The sequence below is a fragment of the Candidatus Bandiella numerosa genome, from assembly GCF_029981845.1.
Taxonomy (GTDB): Bacteria; Pseudomonadota; Alphaproteobacteria; order Rickettsiales; family Midichloriaceae; genus Aquirickettsia; species Aquirickettsia numerosa.
This window is the reverse complement of record NZ_CP104164.1, coordinates 1,167,093-1,183,966: the sequence shown is the minus strand read 5'-3', so window position 1 is coordinate 1,183,966 and position 16,874 is coordinate 1,167,093. Positions and strand designations below refer to the sequence as shown.

General features: G+C 30.2%; 18 protein-coding genes and 1 tRNA gene. 13 read left to right on the top strand and 6 right to left on the bottom strand.

The features are described from left to right. Nucleotides 1–12: 12 nt before the first annotated feature. The 3 genes from N3Z17_RS05655 to N3Z17_RS05645 all read right to left on the bottom strand — a co-directional run bounded on the left by N3Z17_RS05655 (nt 13) and on the right by N3Z17_RS05645 (nt 2,905). Nucleotides 13–846: a TIGR01459 family HAD-type hydrolase gene (locus tag N3Z17_RS05655; protein WP_282471748.1), complete on the bottom strand. Its 834-nt coding sequence runs from the start codon at nt 844–846 to the stop codon at nt 13–15. Nucleotides 847–851: 5 nt separating this feature from the next. Beyond that, nucleotides 852–1,487 carry an epoxyqueuosine reductase QueH gene (locus N3Z17_RS05650; RefSeq protein ID WP_410519582.1) on the bottom strand — a complete coding sequence of 212 codons (636 nt, stop codon included), beginning with the start codon at nt 1,485–1,487 and terminating at the stop codon, nt 852–854. 113 nt (nt 1,488–1,600) lie between these two features. Then, nucleotides 1,601–2,905, bottom strand: a complete 1,305-nt coding sequence (locus tag N3Z17_RS05645) for a hypothetical protein (protein ID WP_282471747.1) — start codon at nt 2,903–2,905, stop codon at nt 1,601–1,603. 152 nt (nt 2,906–3,057) lie between these two features. Here N3Z17_RS05645 and N3Z17_RS05640 point away from each other — a divergent pair, with 152 nt between their 5' ends. The 10 genes from N3Z17_RS05640 to N3Z17_RS05595 are packed head-to-tail and all read left to right on the top strand — an operon-like array spanning nt 3,058 to nt 12,517. Beyond that, nucleotides 3,058–3,672 (top strand): NADH-quinone oxidoreductase subunit J, encoded by a 615-nt coding sequence (locus N3Z17_RS05640; protein WP_282471746.1) that lies wholly within the window; start codon nt 3,058–3,060, stop codon nt 3,670–3,672. Continuing rightward, nucleotides 3,669–3,989, top strand: a complete 321-nt coding sequence (gene nuoK / locus N3Z17_RS05635; protein WP_282471745.1) for an NADH-quinone oxidoreductase subunit NuoK — start codon at nt 3,669–3,671, stop codon at nt 3,987–3,989. The genes N3Z17_RS05640 and nuoK overlap by 4 nt, the downstream gene beginning before the upstream one ends. A gap of 8 nt (nt 3,990–3,997) precedes the next feature. Beyond that, the gene (gene nuoL / locus N3Z17_RS05630; RefSeq protein WP_282471744.1) at nt 3,998–5,932 is read left to right on the top strand and encodes an NADH-quinone oxidoreductase subunit L; all 1,935 of its coding nucleotides are present in this window, start codon (nt 3,998–4,000) and stop codon (nt 5,930–5,932) included. Between the two features lie 8 nt (nt 5,933–5,940). Next, nucleotides 5,941–7,431 carry an NADH-quinone oxidoreductase subunit M gene (locus N3Z17_RS05625; RefSeq protein ID WP_282471743.1) on the top strand — a complete coding sequence of 497 codons (1,491 nt, stop codon included), beginning with the start codon at nt 5,941–5,943 and terminating at the stop codon, nt 7,429–7,431. Nucleotide 7,432: 1 nt separating this feature from the next. Continuing rightward, nucleotides 7,433–8,905 carry an NADH-quinone oxidoreductase subunit N gene (locus tag N3Z17_RS05620; RefSeq protein WP_282471742.1) on the top strand — a complete coding sequence of 491 codons (1,473 nt, stop codon included), beginning with the start codon at nt 7,433–7,435 and terminating at the stop codon, nt 8,903–8,905. Between the two features lie 18 nt (nt 8,906–8,923). After that, nucleotides 8,924–9,694, top strand: coding sequence for a type III pantothenate kinase (locus N3Z17_RS05615; RefSeq protein WP_282471741.1), 771 nt, complete (start codon nt 8,924–8,926; stop codon nt 9,692–9,694). Continuing rightward, entirely contained in the window at nt 9,691–9,879 is a 189-nt protein-coding gene (locus N3Z17_RS05610; RefSeq protein ID WP_282471740.1) for a zinc-finger domain-containing protein, read from the top strand. The genes N3Z17_RS05615 and N3Z17_RS05610 overlap by 4 nt, the downstream gene beginning before the upstream one ends. Nucleotides 9,880–9,885: 6 nt before the next feature. Then, complete coding sequence (locus tag N3Z17_RS05605; RefSeq protein WP_282471739.1) at nt 9,886–10,953, top strand: AI-2E family transporter; 1,068 nt, start codon at nt 9,886–9,888, stop codon at nt 10,951–10,953. Nucleotides 10,954–10,962: 9 nt separating this feature from the next. Continuing rightward, nucleotides 10,963–11,208 carry a DUF2312 domain-containing protein gene (locus N3Z17_RS05600; protein WP_282471738.1) on the top strand — a complete coding sequence of 82 codons (246 nt, stop codon included), beginning with the start codon at nt 10,963–10,965 and terminating at the stop codon, nt 11,206–11,208. Between the two features lie 4 nt (nt 11,209–11,212). Continuing rightward, on the top strand, nt 11,213–12,517 hold the full coding sequence (locus tag N3Z17_RS05595; protein ID WP_282471737.1) for a proline--tRNA ligase: 1,305 nt from the start codon (nt 11,213–11,215) through the stop codon (nt 12,515–12,517). A 158-nt stretch (nt 12,518–12,675) separates the two neighbouring features. Here the strand turns inward: N3Z17_RS05595 and N3Z17_RS05590 are convergent, their stop codons facing one another. After that, complete coding sequence (locus tag N3Z17_RS05590; RefSeq protein ID WP_282471736.1) at nt 12,676–13,176, bottom strand: TlpA family protein disulfide reductase; 501 nt, start codon at nt 13,174–13,176, stop codon at nt 12,676–12,678. Further along, the gene (locus N3Z17_RS05585; RefSeq protein WP_282471735.1) at nt 13,169–14,401 is read right to left on the bottom strand and encodes a S41 family peptidase; all 1,233 of its coding nucleotides are present in this window, start codon (nt 14,399–14,401) and stop codon (nt 13,169–13,171) included. The genes N3Z17_RS05590 and N3Z17_RS05585 overlap by 8 nt, the downstream gene beginning before the upstream one ends. A gap of 72 nt (nt 14,402–14,473) precedes the next feature. On the opposite strand from N3Z17_RS05585, the gene rnhA reads away from it, so the two are divergent. Next, nucleotides 14,474–14,902, top strand: a complete 429-nt coding sequence (gene rnhA / locus N3Z17_RS05580; protein ID WP_410519605.1) for a ribonuclease HI — start codon at nt 14,474–14,476, stop codon at nt 14,900–14,902. Nucleotides 14,903–14,915: 13 nt separating this feature from the next. Beyond that, entirely contained in the window at nt 14,916–15,674 is a 759-nt protein-coding gene (rlmB, locus tag N3Z17_RS05575) for a 23S rRNA (guanosine(2251)-2'-O)-methyltransferase RlmB (protein ID WP_282471733.1), read from the top strand. Nucleotides 15,675–15,687: 13 nt separating this feature from the next. On the opposite strand, the gene N3Z17_RS05570 is transcribed toward rlmB, so the two are convergent. Then, nucleotides 15,688–16,635 carry a DMT family transporter gene (locus N3Z17_RS05570; protein ID WP_282471732.1) on the bottom strand — a complete coding sequence of 316 codons (948 nt, stop codon included), beginning with the start codon at nt 16,633–16,635 and terminating at the stop codon, nt 15,688–15,690. A 116-nt stretch (nt 16,636–16,751) separates the two neighbouring features. Between N3Z17_RS05570 and N3Z17_RS05565 the strand changes: the two genes are divergently transcribed. Beyond that, a tRNA-Ser gene (locus N3Z17_RS05565) sits at nt 16,752–16,841 on the top strand. Nucleotides 16,842–16,874 lie beyond the last annotated feature (33 nt).

The window sequence follows — 16,874 nt, the reverse complement described above, 5'->3', positions numbered from 1 at the left end:
ACAAGTTTAAATTTAATTCTTTATTATATCACTTAGAATGCTTAATACAAATGTTGGTTTTAGTGAATGCTCTTTATACAATCTTAATAAATTTTCTTCTGCAGGGAATTCTCCAACATTTATTTTTAAATCGTGTCTGTGAATCCCGCTACATACCAATGCACAATCAATACCCATATTCGTTGCTCCTTTGATATCGTTCTCCATGCTATCTCCAATAGCAAGAATTTTTTTAGACTTAGGTATGTCTTTTAAAGCATATTCATAAATTTGCTTATATGGCTTGCCAAAGTAAATTACTTCACCACCTAATTCCTCATATTTTTCAGCAATGACGCCAGGGCAGTGTACTACCTCACCATTTTTTTTGATAGAAGATCTATCAGGATTGGTACAAAGCATTGGGATTTTATATTGAACTGCCTTTTTTGCCAATTCCATTGCTTCATCAAAATAATTTACAATGCCAGTAATGATACTGAAATCTGCATCCTGAGGGTGATCAACTCTTTGGTATTCTTTTATATTTGATATTACTTCTTCAGATTCTGGAGAGCCAAGATAAAAATACTTTGTTCCAAATTTCTTCTTTTCGGCAAGCAATTCATTAACAAATTCACCAGATGCAATTAAGTCTTTGTATAAAGATTTATCAACATTAAAAGTACTCAATAATTCCTGAATTGTTGATTTTCTCCTAGGAACGTTAGAAAAAAATATCACATCTTTTTTTAAGTCCCTCAGTTTATGTAAAGTTTCCAGCGCTCCAGGATATAGGTGGTGCCCATCATATAAAACACCCCATAAATCCATAAGTAACACGTCGTAATTATTTAAATTTAGCATTTGATTTAATAATATTTTTTTCCAATTTCTATTTCTGATTTACCATTTAGTGCTCTCCACATATTAGTATCCCTTAAAGAATAAACACAACCACAAAATTCTTGTTTATAAAAACTTTCATCTTTTGCTATTTCATACATTCTTGAACTGCCTCCGTTCTTTCTCCAATTATAGGTCCAATAGCTGATACCTGGATATTTAGAAGCAGATTTTATCCCGCACTGATTAATCTGATCCATATCTTTCCATCTGGAAATGCCAAGTGAACTTGTGATAATTTCAAAACCATTTTCATAAGCAAATAATGCAGTTCTCTCAAACCTCATGTCAAAGCACATTGTGCACCTCTTTCCTCTTTCTGGTTCAAGTTCTAAGCCTTTTGCTCTCTTAAACCAATTTTGCACATCATAATCAGCATCGATAAAATCAATACCTAATTTTTTGGCATATTTCACATTCTCATCTTTTCTAATCTCATATTCTTTTTTGGGATGAATATTAGGATTATAAAAAAATATTGTTAAGTTAATTCCTGATTCCACCATAGCTTGAATGACTTCGCCAGAACAAGGCGCACAACATGAATGCAGAAGTACTTTTGCGTTTTCTTTTGGTGTAATTAATTTTTCTCTTTTATTCAAAATAATCGTATTTAAAATGACTAATGTCCGTATGATACATAAATTATCAATCTTATTCAATCATTGTTGATCTTTTTAGCTCGATAAAAGTGCAAGAAATATAAAGGTATGAGTTATTTACTTGGCAGGCCCCCAATTTCATGCGCACTTCCTTTTGGAGCGAGCATTTCTACAAACGAAACTTTTTTATTATCCGTTAATTCGTAATGTTTATTTGGTTGTTGCATAATATTGACTTTACTTTTTATTAAGCCTTCAATTTTTGTTTCATTTGTAGGTAATTGCATAAATTCTGGCAGTATTTTATTGATAGCGCTTGCTATAGCTATAAAGACTCTCTTTAAAGAGGCGGCATCTGGATTGGAGCTAAATGGGTTCCAAGTATCTTTATGATTTAGATCGTAAAGATTTATTTTTCTTTCTCCTTTGCAAACCTCTTCAAAATACTTTAGATTTTCCTGTATGATGCGTTCAAATTTGTCATTATCTAGTGTCCATTCATCAGTCCTTGCATCTTTGGAAATACATAAATCTATTTTTAACTCAGTTGCAAAATTTTTAAGGGAGGTTTGCCTCTCTTTTATTATATCGCTTAAATGATTTTTAATAGTAGCAGAAATATTGTCATCGTCATTAAATGTTACTCCAAGTCTTTCACCAAATTGCTTTAATGCTTGAGGAGAATAAAATGATTCAAGCTCATTAAAAGCATTATCTATTGTCTGGCTTAAATCAATCTTAGCTACTCTTTCAAGTTCTTTAATAAAGTCATCGTTTAATTTCATTTCTCTCGGGAATTCTCTAAAATGATTTGTCGGGCCAAATCCTGGTAAATGCTGTGATATTGAATGTGGGGCTATTTCTCCTTTTAGAGAATCAAATGCAGCTCCAAAATCTATACGTACCAATTTTGGCTTTTGATTTGCATTTCTTACTACACCTATATTTCCCCAGTGAACATCAAAATCTCCAATCAACAATGATGTAACCATCACTTGTGGAAAACCAGTATATCCATTATCTTTCAACCCTTTCCTAAACATGATTTTTTCACTACCAACAGAGCCTACAGCCCTAGGTCTATCTTTTGGCACTACTTCTCCTTCATTAACATAAATATCTTTGTATAGATCATTATAATTATCAAAAAAAACGGAGACTAGATACACATTGGAATCACTTTTTTCAGCGCCTTCAACTGATTCTGGAATTCTTGCTAAATGTAGTTCAGGAGAGTGATTAGGAACAGTCGCATTATGTATTCTGGCGCCTAAAAATTCAGCTATATCTTGGGCATAGTTGTCTTGCTTCACTAAAGCTGTATTGTTTCCAGATGTATAAACGCCACCAAAATCGCCTGAAGGCCTTGCTCCACCTTCTTTTTCACCGGATTTACTCCAGGCGCTATTATTGATCATTATTTCAGGCATATATCATTTAAGTTATCCCATCGTATCTCAACCCTACTAATTAAATAAAATTGAGTCAAATGAAATAACTTGATTTTTTATGGTATAATCCTGTAAATTGAACATGTAACTTTGAATATGTAATTTACGAAATATTTATAATGATTTCATTTTCAGTATATTTTTTGATGATGCTGCTATTGTTCACATCATTAATGGTTATTTTTTTAAAAAATCCGGTTTATTCCGTATTATTTTTAATAGTAACTTTTTTTTGTTCTGCAATTTTGATGGTGATGTTAGAAGCTGAATACATTGCAATGACAACAATTATTGTATATGTAGGAGCTGTAGTAATATTGTTTCTTTTTGTAATTATGATGCTTGATATCAATAATGATGATTCAAAGAAATCATTTAATAGGATTACTCCTTATGTGATACTGTCTTCAATAGCATTTTTAGCTGTCATTATTTATGCACTATATAAATCAAAGATAAATTTTGACGCTATTACTCTTTTAAATAATAGAGATACAGCGCTATTTGATAATTCGCTGCAATATATTGGAACTAGATTATACACTGAATACATACTAGAATTTCAAATTGCAGGGGTAATATTATTCTTAGCTATGATTGGCTCAATAACGCTAGTACATAGAAAATCAGATAGAATAGTTAAGAAGCAAAATATCACTCATCAAATAATGAGAAGTAAGGAAGAATCATTGGATTTAATAGACGTTAAGTCAAGATCTGGGGTGAAAATATGATATTAATAGGTGATGTTTTAATTAATCATTTTTTGATATTTACTTCTATATTGTTTTTGGTAGGTATATGCGGAATAATGATTAATAAAAAAAGTATCATCAATATTTTATTTTCAATAGAAATTATGTTACTCTCCGTTAATTTAAATTTTGTGGCTTTTTCTAAAATGCTACAAGATATTACAGGGCAGATTTTTGTTATATTTATATTGACTATAGCTGCAGCTGAGGCAGCCATAGGTCTTGCAATATTGATTTTGTTTTTTAGAAACAAAAAGAATATTGACATAGACGAAACTAAAGAGCTAAGAGGGTAGGGTATAGAATGTTTACTATTGAGCATTTAGCGATATATACACTGTTTTTACCAATAGTAGCTTCTATTGTTGTTGGCTTGGGTACGCGTGCTTTATCTGCAAAGATGTCCCAAATTATAACCATAACTGCAATTTTAGTCTCTACAGTTTTTTCTGTTGTAATATTTAATTATGTCGCATTAAATCATAACATAATTCATATAAAGCTAATGAAATGGGTGGATATATCATTTTTTCAGGCTTCATGGTCTATTTATATTGATTCCGTTACGGCGGTTATGTTGTTGGTGGTTAATTTAGTATCTTTATTGGTTCATGTATATTCAGTAGGATATATGTCGCATGATATGCACAGGCAGAGATTTATGGCATATTTATCTCTATTTACGTTTTTTATGTTAATTTTGGTAACGTCAGACAATTTATTGCAACTTTTTGTAGGATGGGAAGGTGTTGGATTAAGTTCGTTTTTATTAATTGGATTTTGGTTTGAAAAACAAAGTGCTGCTAATGCTGCAATTAAAGCTTTTTTAGTTAATAGAGTTGGTGACATAGGATTAGCTTTATCTATAATTTTAATAGCGATAACTTTTAAAACTATTGAATATCAACAAATATTTGCAAATTTAGATAGGATTTATGACAGTTATTTCTCTTTATTTGGAATAGAATTTTCTACAATTGATACTATTTGTATATTGATGTTTATAGGTTGTATGGGGAAATCTGCACAATTAGGGCTACACACATGGTTGCCGGATGCTATGGAAGGTCCGACACCAGTATCAGCCTTGATTCATGCAGCAACAATGGTTACGGCTGGAGTTTTCCTATTGGTTAGATGCTCTTTTATGTTTGAGCATTCACAAATTGCGCTAAATATAATAACAATTATAGGTGCTCTGACCTGTTTATTTGCAGCATCAATTGCAATTGTACAAAATGATATTAAAAAAATAATAGCTTATTCTACTTGTAGCCAATTAGGTTATATGTTTTTTGCTTGTGGAGTTTCTGCATATTCAGTAGCAATATTTCATTTGATGACACATGCATTTTTTAAAGCGCTGTTGTTTTTGGGTGCAGGGAGCGTTATTCATGCAATAAACAATGAACAGGATATAAGGAAGATGGGTGGGCTATATAAATTATTACCACGTTCATACACTTTAATGTGGATAGGTTCATTGGCATTGGCTGGAATATACCCATTTGCTGGGTATTTTTCTAAAGATTTAATATTAGAAAATGCATATTTAGCTCAAACAAAATTGGGGTATTTTGCATTTTTGATTGGAATAATTGCTGCTTTTTTAACGGCTTTGTATTCTTGGCGACTTATAATCTTGGTCTTTCATAAGGAATCTAAACTGAAAGAAAAGGTTGTTAAAAATATTCATGAAGCACCAATTTCAATGATGATTCCAATGATTGTTTTGGCCATAGGAGCAATATTTAGTGGTTATATTGGCGAATATATATTGGAAATGGCGAATGCTTCCAGCAGTTTTTGGAGTGGTGCAGTAGCTATTGCAATGAAGCATGAAAGTGGGATTCATATTTTACCTATATTCATAAAATATATACCATTAATTATAGGGATTATAGGTATTATGACGGCCTATTTACTTTATTTTAATAATAAAAATTTGCCAAATTATATATCGGGCAAGCTCAAATTAATTTATAGAATTTTACTAAATAAATATTACTTCGATGAAATTTATAATTTTCTATTTGTTATAAGTATTAAAAAAATTAGCAATTTATTTTGGAAAATTGTCGATAATAGTATTATTGATGGTATACCAAATAGTATGGCTAGGCTTGTGTATAATTTTTCTCGGGTCTCACGTCGCCTACAAACAGGAATGATATATCATTATTCGTTTTTTATGTTTATTGGTATATTAACGATAATTTGTTTTGTTATATTTAGTTAATGTATAGTATGCCAGTTTTAACGTATTTGATATTTTTACCGTTACTAGGTGCAATCTTAGTGTGTTTAGCCAATGCTTATAGTAAGAAATTAAATAATACTGTTTATGTTTTAGTTTCAGCGATTCAATTAGTACTTGGAATTTTTATGTGGTCAAGCTTTGATCCAAAAAATTCCAATTTCCAATTTGAAGAAAAATTTATATGGTTTGAGGAATGGAATGTGTATTACTCATTAGGGATTGATTCTTTTTCCCTGTATTTTATCCTACTTACCATTTTTCTCATTCCTATATGCATATTTGTGGGATTAAGGCCTATAAAGGAAAATAAAGCTCTATTTATTTCACTTTTTTTAATATTAGAATCATGCGTGATTGGTGTTTTTTCTGCAAGAGATTTAATTTTATTTTATGTATTTTTTGAGGCATTTTTAATACCTATGTATCTGATTATAGGTATATGGGGCAGTAAAAATAGAGTATATGCTTCAATTAAGTTCTTTATCTACACTCTCTTTGGTTCGATTTTAATGTTATTGGCAATTTCTTATATATTTATTAATGAACCTACTACTGACATATCAGAATTGGCTAAACACCTGCAAAATTATCCACTTGAAATACAAAAATTATTATGGCTAGCCTTTTTCATTTCTTTTGCAATTAAGATTCCATTATGGCCATTTCATACATGGTTACCAGATGCGCATGTGGAAGCTCCAACCAGTGGTTCTGTAATCTTAGCAGGCGTATTACTAAAGGTTGGAGGTTATGGATTACTTAGATTTAATTTACCAATGTTTCCCGATGCTTCAATATACTTTGCTGAGTATGTATGGTGGTTAAGTATAATTGCAGTTATATACACATCGATAGTGGCACTAATGCAAACTAATATGAAAAAGATGATAGCATATTCGTCTGTTGCGCATATGGGGTATGTAGTTGCTGGTATTTTTACTTTTAATCACATAGGGATTCAGGGTGCAGTTTTTCAAATGATAAGTCATGGTTTGGTTTCTAGTGCACTTTTTTTATGTGTAGGGGTTTTATATGAGCAGGCGCACACTAAAGAAATTCAATTATATAAGGGGCTAGCTAAGAGGGCGCCTAAATTTTCTTTGCTATTCACTGTATTTGTGATGGCTTCTATAGGTTTGCCAATTACATCTGGTTTCGTTGGTGAATTTTTAATTTTATTAGGTGCTTTTCAGGTAAAGGCTATATATGGTATTCTGTTAGCATTAGGAATGGTATTAGGGGCTTCGTATATGCTGTGGCTGTACATTAGGATAATTTTTGGAGATGAGAGCAAATTATTGATGATAGTTCAGGATATAAAAATACCTGACCGCATAATATTAACTATAATTGCTATAATGGTGATTTTTATAGGAATTTACCCAAAAATCATCAACGATTATTCATTTGGAAATTCAGTTAATCTAGTTCACTCAATGAATTTATCTGAATCTATAAAATTAAAAAATGGATTATGAGATGATATTAAAGAATTTATTAACTAATACATATTACATTTCACCTGAGATAATAATATTATTTGGAATTTTTGTAGCAACGCTAACAGGAGTGTTTATCAAAAAAAATTCCGTTGGTACCACATGCAATCTAGTAATTTTAACTTTTATTATTAGTGTTTACCAAATTTTAAGTATAGGGCAGGGGCAGCATTTATTATTTAATAACTCAGTAATTATATCTGAGTTTACTCAATTTAGTAAGGGAGTTATATTGCTTTGTAATTGTGTAATTTTGATTATGTTTCATTACTTTGGCTATAAATCAACTAATAAATCAGCACCTTTTGAGATACCAATAATAGTTGCGCTTGCAACCCTTGGAATGTGTATTTTTGTTAGTAGCAATAGTCTATTATCTTTTTATCTGGGGTTGGAGCTATTTAGTCTGGCTATATACATACTTATTGCAACAAATAAAAATGATGGTAAGTCGATTGAAGCAAGCTTAAAATATTTTATTCTAGGCGCTATAAGTTCTGGAATATTTTTATTCGGTGCATCTCTAATTTACGGTAACGCTGGAACAATTAATTTCGATGAGATAAGTTTTGTATACCTAACAAATTATTGTACTAATTTTTGTTTTGACAGCCAAAACCTAGTACTATTAACGGGTTTTATTTTACTTGTAATTACCGTAATGTTTAAACTTTCATTATTCCCTTTTCATAACTGGACTCCTGATGTTTATGAAGGTTCACCGAGCTCGATAACTGCACTACTTGCTTCTTCAGCTAAATTTGCTGCACTGGTTATATTTTTAAGATTGGTATTTGAACCGTTGATTATTATTAAAGAACAATTGCAGCAAATATTAATTATTATTTCAATTCTATCCATCTTGTTTGGAAATATTATTGCCTTAGTACAAGTTAATATTAAGAGACTGATTGCATATAGTGCAATTGGTAATATGGGTTTTATTTTGATGAGCGTAGTTTCTTATAATAAAAGCTACCTCGAGTATACGATTTTTTATGCGATAACTTATATGATTCAAATTCTAACGTTTTTTGCTTTAATTATAGTTCTAAATCGTAAAGCGAATTTTCACTATAAATTAGAAGAATTAAAAGGTATGTATAAAAACAATGCCTTCATCTGTTTTTCGTTAGCTGTTATATTATTTTCAATGGCAGGTATACCACCTTTGGCAGGATTTTGGGCTAAATTTTACATATTTATTATATTGATAAAATCAAAGACTTATTACTTAGCTATTATAGCATTTATTGCTACAGTTATAGGTGCAGTATATTATATAAACGTTATTAGAAAAATATATTTTGATAAAGAGCAAAATGATATAATTCCCCCGAAAATAAGGTTAAATATAATTGAAATATTAATTATTTCATTAGGTGTGGCATTTAATATTTTATATGTATTATTTCCGTCTTATATGTTAAAAATAATAAGTCATTATGTATAAAATTATAACAGGTAAATTATGTTATTAACCATTGATGTAGGTAATACTGATGTTACTATAGGAGTGTTTAACAATAATCAGCTTATAAATAAATGGAGAATTGCTACTTCTAAAAAATTCACTGAAGATGAGTACGCAAGCAAGATATTACCATTTTTTCAATATGCAGAAATTGATTATACAGAAATTGATGGAGCGATTATTTCATCTGTGGTTAGAAGTGTTACCAAACCAATGGCAGTTTTTATAGAAAAATACATAAAATTAACACCAGTAATCGCCTCTGAAGTTGAACATGATTTGAATATTAAAGTCGATAACCCAAAAAAATTAGGAACAGACATTTTAGCAAATGCTATTGCAGTTAGCAGACTATATAATGAAAATTGTATATTCATTAATTTTGGCACTGCATTGGTGATTGGAGTGATTACAAAAAGCAAGGATTTGCTTGGAACTTTAATTATGCCAGGAATTCAGACTGCATTAAATGAATTAATTCAAAGTGCCGACCTGTTATCACATACTAACCTCTTTAAACCAGAGCATATAATTGGAAAAAATACTGAAGATTCAATTAGGTCAGGAATGTTTTATTTATATAAAGAATCTGTGAGTGGGATTATTAGTAACATTAAGCAGGATTTAGGTTTAGACTTTAAAGTAATTGTTACTGGGGGCAATGCGAATTTGGTTCAAAGCGAGATTCAATCTATTGATATATTTGAACAAAATTTAACCTTAGAAGGTCTGAAATTTTTATATGAAATGCATGAGAATAAAAGATGAAGAAAAAAAGTGACAGCGTAGTATATTCAGATACTAAAAAGATTAAATGTTCTGGCACAGAAGATGGTTTAGGTCATCCTTTGGTATATTTAACTATCAAATTAGATAAAATCATTTGTCCATATTGTAGCAAAGAATTTGTTTATAAAGGCCAAGTGGATGAGGATGGTCTTAAAGTAAAATAATCTTAAATGAAAGCAAATAATATATATAGAAATCAAGGAATTCTTGTTGCAATTTTTTGCTTTTTTGCGCTTTTTCTAGTGTTTAGGCTTATAGATATAATTACGCCATTTATAATAGGGTTTGTGTTCGCATATATATTAGAACCAATAATAAGGTATGTGACTGAAGAGAAAAAAATTAATAAAACATTAGCAATTTTTATTATACTAACGACCTTTTTTACAATTTTTTTTGTAATTCTTTACTATTTAGTTCCGGGCTTAATTAATCAAGCGAGTGAATTGGTCACCAAACTAAATGTAAAAAAATATTTTACTCAATCAATTGGGGTAGACAAAGTTATAGAGCTTCTAAATGATAAATTTCCAGCTTTAGCCGATGCAGTTCAAAATGGACTGGATAATATATCTACCATCTTCTTTAAATTCTCAAATCAGATATTTGCAAATATTGTGCAATCTGGTAGGATGATACTGAATTTGGCAACTATTTTATTGATAGCGCCGATATTAACATTCTATTTTGCAATGGATATGCAGAAGATCTTGGATACCTTAAAAAATTTAATTCCTATTAGCCATAAAAATGATGTGATAGGACTTTTTAAAGAAATAAATGGCGCAATAGCTAAGTATTTAAGGGGTCAGTTGACTGTGTCTATTATATTAGCTACGTACTATAGTATAGGATTATTTATTTTACAGGTTGATTATGCGCTAGTTCTAGGTATATTTTCTGGATTGTCACTTTTTATTCCATACTTTGGCATCATGTTCAGTTTTATACTTACGTCAATTATCGCGTTTGTACATTTTAAAACCACCAGCATTATTATTTATCTAGCTGCCTTTTATATAATGGGACAAATGATAGAAGGGGTATTTATAACGCCAAAACTGATGGGCAAAAATCTAAATCTGCATCCATTATGGATATTTCTAGGGATTTTTGTTGGGGGTAGTTTATTAGGATTTTTTGGAATATTGTTTGCAATTCCATTGACAGCAATAATTGCTGTGATTATAAGATTCTTTATAAAGGTGTATAAAAAAAGTAAATTATATAAATATTAGGTTATAGCTATGGATTCTATTGATAACGATACCAAACAAATTTTGAAGCAATATATTGAGCGTATTGAAAGACTGGAAGAAGAAAAAAATAATATTAACAATGATATTAAAGATTTGTTACTTGATGCAAAAGCTAAAGGCTTTGTACCTAATATTATAAAACAAGTAATAAAAGCTAGGAAAATGGATGCTGATAAGCTTAGTGAGCAAGAGGCACTATTTGAGCTTTATAAGAACGCTGTTGGGTTAGAGTAGTAAAATGCGTTTAAGCAAATTTTTACTAAATACAACAAAAGATATCACTTCTGAAGCAAAATTAATATCACATCAACTAATGTTGAGGAGTGGCATGATAAAGCAGGTTTCTTCAGGGGTGTATTGTTGGCTTCCACTTGGTGTAAAAGTCTTGGATAAAATAAAATGCATTATAAAGCACGAGCTTGATAGTATTAATAGCCATGAAATTATTTTGCCATCGTTGCAACCACTTTCAATATGGGAAAAATCTGGTAGGGCGCTAGAAGAATCTGACTTAAAGTCTCAAATTTTCCATCTTACAGATCAAAAGCAAAATAAATATGTTTTACCACCTTCAGGAGAAGAAGTGGTAACTGATTTATTTAGTAGTAGTGTGCATTCATATAAGGATGTTAACAAAATTCTTTATCAGATAACCTGGAAATTTAGGGATGAAATTAGACCTAGACATGGAGTCATGAGGGCAAAAGAATTTTTAATGAAGGATGCATATTCATTTGATGTAAGCAAAGAAGAGGCGCTCCTTAGTTATGAAAAAATTCTCGTAGCATATTTAAAAATATTTAAAAAGTTAGAATTAGAGGTTGTTCCAGTGTTAGCTCCAACAGGGGCTATGGGTGGTGATTATAGCCATGAATTTCATGTTTTGGCACAAAATGGTGAAAGCATAATATATTATCAAAAAGAACTTTTAAATTACCTTAAAAGTAACGACTTTTCTCTTGATGAATATGAAAAATTTTATGCTAAAGAAGAAGAAAAGCATACTAATGAAAATATGGATTCATTAAATATATTGAAAAGTAAAAGTATAGAAGTAGGGCACTTATTTTATTTGGGGCAAAAATATAGTAAAGATTTGAATTGCACATATCAAGACAAGGATGGATCACTTAGATTTCCTGAGATGGGTTGTTATGGAATTGGCATAACACGTTTAATAGCTGCAATCATTGAAAATAGTTATGATGAAAATGGCATAATATGGCCAGATTCTATCTCTCCTTTTAGATTTGTTATAATAAACATTAGATCAGAAAATAATGAATGTAATAAATTATCAGAAAGGATTTATGGTAACCTATCCAACAAATATGACGTTCTTTATGATGACACTAATAGTAGTGCAGGTAAAAAATTTGCAGATATGGATTTAGTGGGGATAAGTTGGCAAATCATAATTGGCCCTAAGCATGCTATCAATAATAGTGTAGAATTGAAAAATCGCAAAACTGGTGAGGTTAAAATATTAAAAGAAGAAGAATTATATAACATAATAAAGGAGATTCAACCGTTTTATTTATGATGCTATATTCATTTGATTGTGTCTTTCCGGCAAGCATGTGTGATAAAATAAAAAATAATAACAGATAATGTTGGCTTAATAATCAAAGTTAACTATATAAATTAGTCCTTATCATAATAATTTTTTAATTTTAGTCAGTTTCCTTTGTAAAATAAATATCACATTGACGGTGCCTCTAGATATTTTTCTATATCACTATGTTCAAAATACCCATCAATTACTATGTTATTACTATTATCTAATATGCAGTAATAAGGAACTGTATTATTATAACCGATTTTTGTAGTAAGAAAAAACTGCGCTATTTCCTTTTGTGTTTCAAAATAATATATTTTAGATTTATTCTGATTATTATCTTTAGAATACTTTTTTATTTTTTTTAAATCATCATCTAACGCAATGTTTATAAAATCATATTTTTTTGATAGTTTGCTACTAAATTGTATTTGTGAAATATGATCTAGAGATTCATTGCATTCATAACACCAAGTAGTAAAAAAATATAAAAATTTATATTTTTTATTCCCATTATTTATTAACTTATCCATATTTTCTGCAGTTGTTGCTTCTAATTCAAAACAATTAGATTTTGGAACAAATGATAATGTCAAGAGTATAAACACTATAGCTGGTAATAATATAAAACTAAATCTATTCATTTTTCTCCGTGCCTTGTTCGTTATACAAATAAATACCTTTAACTAAGTCTACTGCTCTTTCAAGTATGTAATCATTTTGGTAATTACCAAAATCATGATGTTTGGTACTACTTAATTCATTTTTATCGTTAGGTTCCGTAGTTGGCGCGGTAATTTCTATATTAGGTATTATGCATTCTTCTTGAATTGATCTTCCAAGTGGCGTATAAAATTTAGCGGTGGTTAATTTTATAGCAGAACCATTACTAAAAGGAATCAAATTTTGTACCAATCCCTTACAAAAGGATTTTTCACCCATAACCAATGCTCTTTGATTATCTTGAAGCGCTCCTGCAACAATTTCTGAGGACGAAGCAGAGCCGTTATTAATTAATACTACTATTGGCAATCCTTTTATTATGTCAGTTCCTTCAGCATCATAAACAATCTCCTCATTATTAAATCTAGTTTTAAGTGATACAATTCTTCCATTGGTTAAAAATAACCTTGAAACCTCAACTGCTTGATCTAGAATGCCACCAGGATTATCTCTTAAATCTAGAATAAGACCCTTAATTTCTGCATTGCTGTTAACTACTTTTAGCAGTTCATTTTTAAGCACAAGACTAGTTTTTTCACTAAAACTACCTATTCTTGCGTAAATTACTTTATCCTGGTCATAAAAAAGAACTTTTGTGGGAATAAGTTTGATAATTTCCCGCGTTATAATTAATTCTTTAATCTCTCCTGAATCTCTATATATTTTTAATTTTACTGCACTACCAGGCTCTCCTTTTAATTTATCGGAGGCCTGTACGATACCCATACTACCTATTGCTTCATCATCAATCATAACAATGACGTCACCAGGTTTAATCCCAGCTTCATATGCAGGCAATCCTTTATATGAGGAAACAACTTTTAAAAGACCTTGTTCAATATTAATTTCAACTCCTATACCACCAAACTCACCCTTTGTACTAGATTTCATACTATCATATTCCTCCTTATTTAAAAAAGTTGAATAAGGATCAAGAGAATCTAGCATTCCATTTATAGCGCTTTGTATAAGTTTTTTATTTTCTACCTCATCAATATACTGGCTCTGAATAATATCAATTGCTTCTTCAAAATCCTTCATATCTTTGTATTTTTCATTTTCCAGTGAATAACACGGGAAGATTGACAATGTAAATAATGCTAATTGTATAAGAAAAATATTTCTTTTAGGTGACTCTGTTTCCATGCTTTATAAAAATTCATTTACTTTAACGGTCACCAGTATATCATGAAATCAAAAAAGATATTAGATATTTTTATGAAGATATATTGTGATGGTTCTTGTCTAGGTAATCCAGGCCCTGGTGGTTGGGCTGCTGTATTTGTTAAAGAAGGTCATGTTATTAAGAAAATTTGTGGATTTGAGCAACATACAACTAATAATAAAATGGAATTAACAGCTGCAATCAAGGCGTTAGAAAACATAACTAAAAATAGTGACTTGCAAATTTTTACTGATAGTAATTACTTAAAATTTGGTATAACAGAATGGATAAAAAGTTGGAAGTTGAATAATTGGAAAAATGGTAAAATTAAAAATATTGAGTTTTGGCAACAACTAGATAAGTTAAACTCAACTCAAAAAGCTTCTTGGCACTGGGTAAAAGCACATAATGGAGATAAGTATAATGAAATGGCAGATGAGCTTGCAAGAAATGCAGCAAGTGATAAAATTACACTAGTTTAGATTTTTAGTATCAATGCGCAAAAAAATTCAAAGTAGTAATATATACTGGTTATATGGCAAGCACCCGGTGGATTCTGCAATAAATAATGTATCAAGAATAATTTATAAAATATTGGTTACTAAAAATACAAATCAACTTATAGATAAATATAACAATATTATTCAAGAGAGAAATATTGAAGTTGAAGTCCTAACTAACAAGGAAATTAGTGAAAAAATCGATATTCAAGAATCTGTACACCAAGGCGTGGCAATACAAGTTAAAAAATTAGAACTGACTTCTATTGAAAGGTTGCTTAAAACAGTGAATGAAAATAGTGTTATTTTATTTTTAGACCAAATAACAGATCCACAAAACATAGGGGCAATTATTAGGTCATCTCTTGGGTTTAACGTTGATGCTGTAATTACAACAAAAGATAATGCACCATCGGAAAATGCAACTTTGGTAAAATCTTCAGCAGGTGCATTTGAGTATGTGCCATATATTCAAGTAACTAATATTTCTAGGGTGCTTAATGAATTAAAGGAAAGTGGATACTGGGTTGTTGCTGTTGTGCAAAATGGTACTAGCTCAATTCAAGAAGTAACCAAATTTAATAGAATTGCATTAATTATGGGTTCAGAGGGGAGAGGGGTCAGAGATATAAATTTAAAACAAAGTGATATAACTGTAAAAATCGAAATGTCTTCCAAACTAGAAAGTCTAAACGTATCTAATGCAACCGCTATTATATTGCATCAGTTGTATGAGTTAGGTAGCAAAAAATAAATATTTCATTTGCTTATTTAGGTTTTTTTTCTTTATGCATAATGAAATAAATTCCACTTAATACAATTAGGCCATATCCAATTAATGAGTAATTATTAGTTATACCTTCATCTAAAATTAAATAAGCAAAAATACCAGTAAAAGGTAATCTTAGATAATCAAAAGGGCCTACTACTGACATATCAGCAAGTTTATATGCTCTGAAAAAAGATACTTTATGAAGTAAACTTGCCATGCCTGCTGATAAAATCAATAATATAGCTTTTGCAGAAAAATCAGGCCAAGTTGCTATATTTAAATCAAGTGAGTAATTTGTAAAATCAAATGTATATTGAAAACATGCTATTGGAAACGCGAAAATCGATGCAAATAAACTGGAATAGAATAATTGTGCACGAGAATGTTCTGTTTTTGTTAATTTTTTTATAACTACGTTATTGAGCGACCAAAAAATCAATGCTAAAAATGCAAACCAATATCCTGGGTTAGGATCTTTTCCTATAGTAGTAAAATCCTTAATAAAAAATATCCCTGTTATACTGCCCAATAAAAGAATTATTTTTGGTGTTGTTAACTTTTCATTAAATACCAATACTCCTGCTATAACCATAAATACTGGTGTTAATTCTGAAATTGCTGCAGCATTTAGTACATTCATGACAGACACTGCATAAAACATACAAAGTGACCCCATAATACTAAAAAAACCCCTTAAAGCATGAAAAAAAAGCTTTTTCGTTTTAAGATGATGGATAAATCCTAAATTTAGACACGATACTAATGTTAACACTAAGATACTTAACTTATACAGTAATCCAACCTGGTTTGAACTAAAATTACAATCATTTGTGAGAATCTTTACTATAACATATAGTAGCGACATGAAAAACGCATTTACCACCATCAGGAGTATACCAGATACGTGATTAGATGGTTTAAAGGAAATGAGAGATTTAATCACAAAATATAAACTAATATATAAAGCTTTTTATTACTGTAAATATGTAGTATATGTCAATATAATTTTGCAGTTAGGCTTTATATATATTGCAATAAAATTAACATACGCATATTTTTGGAAGGGTGGCCGAGTGGTTGAAGGCGCACGCTTGGAAAGCGTGTTTACTGTTAAAGGTAACAAGGGTTCGAATCCCTTTCCTTCCGCCACATATAAATGGAGATTTCTAAAAAAATTGCTTA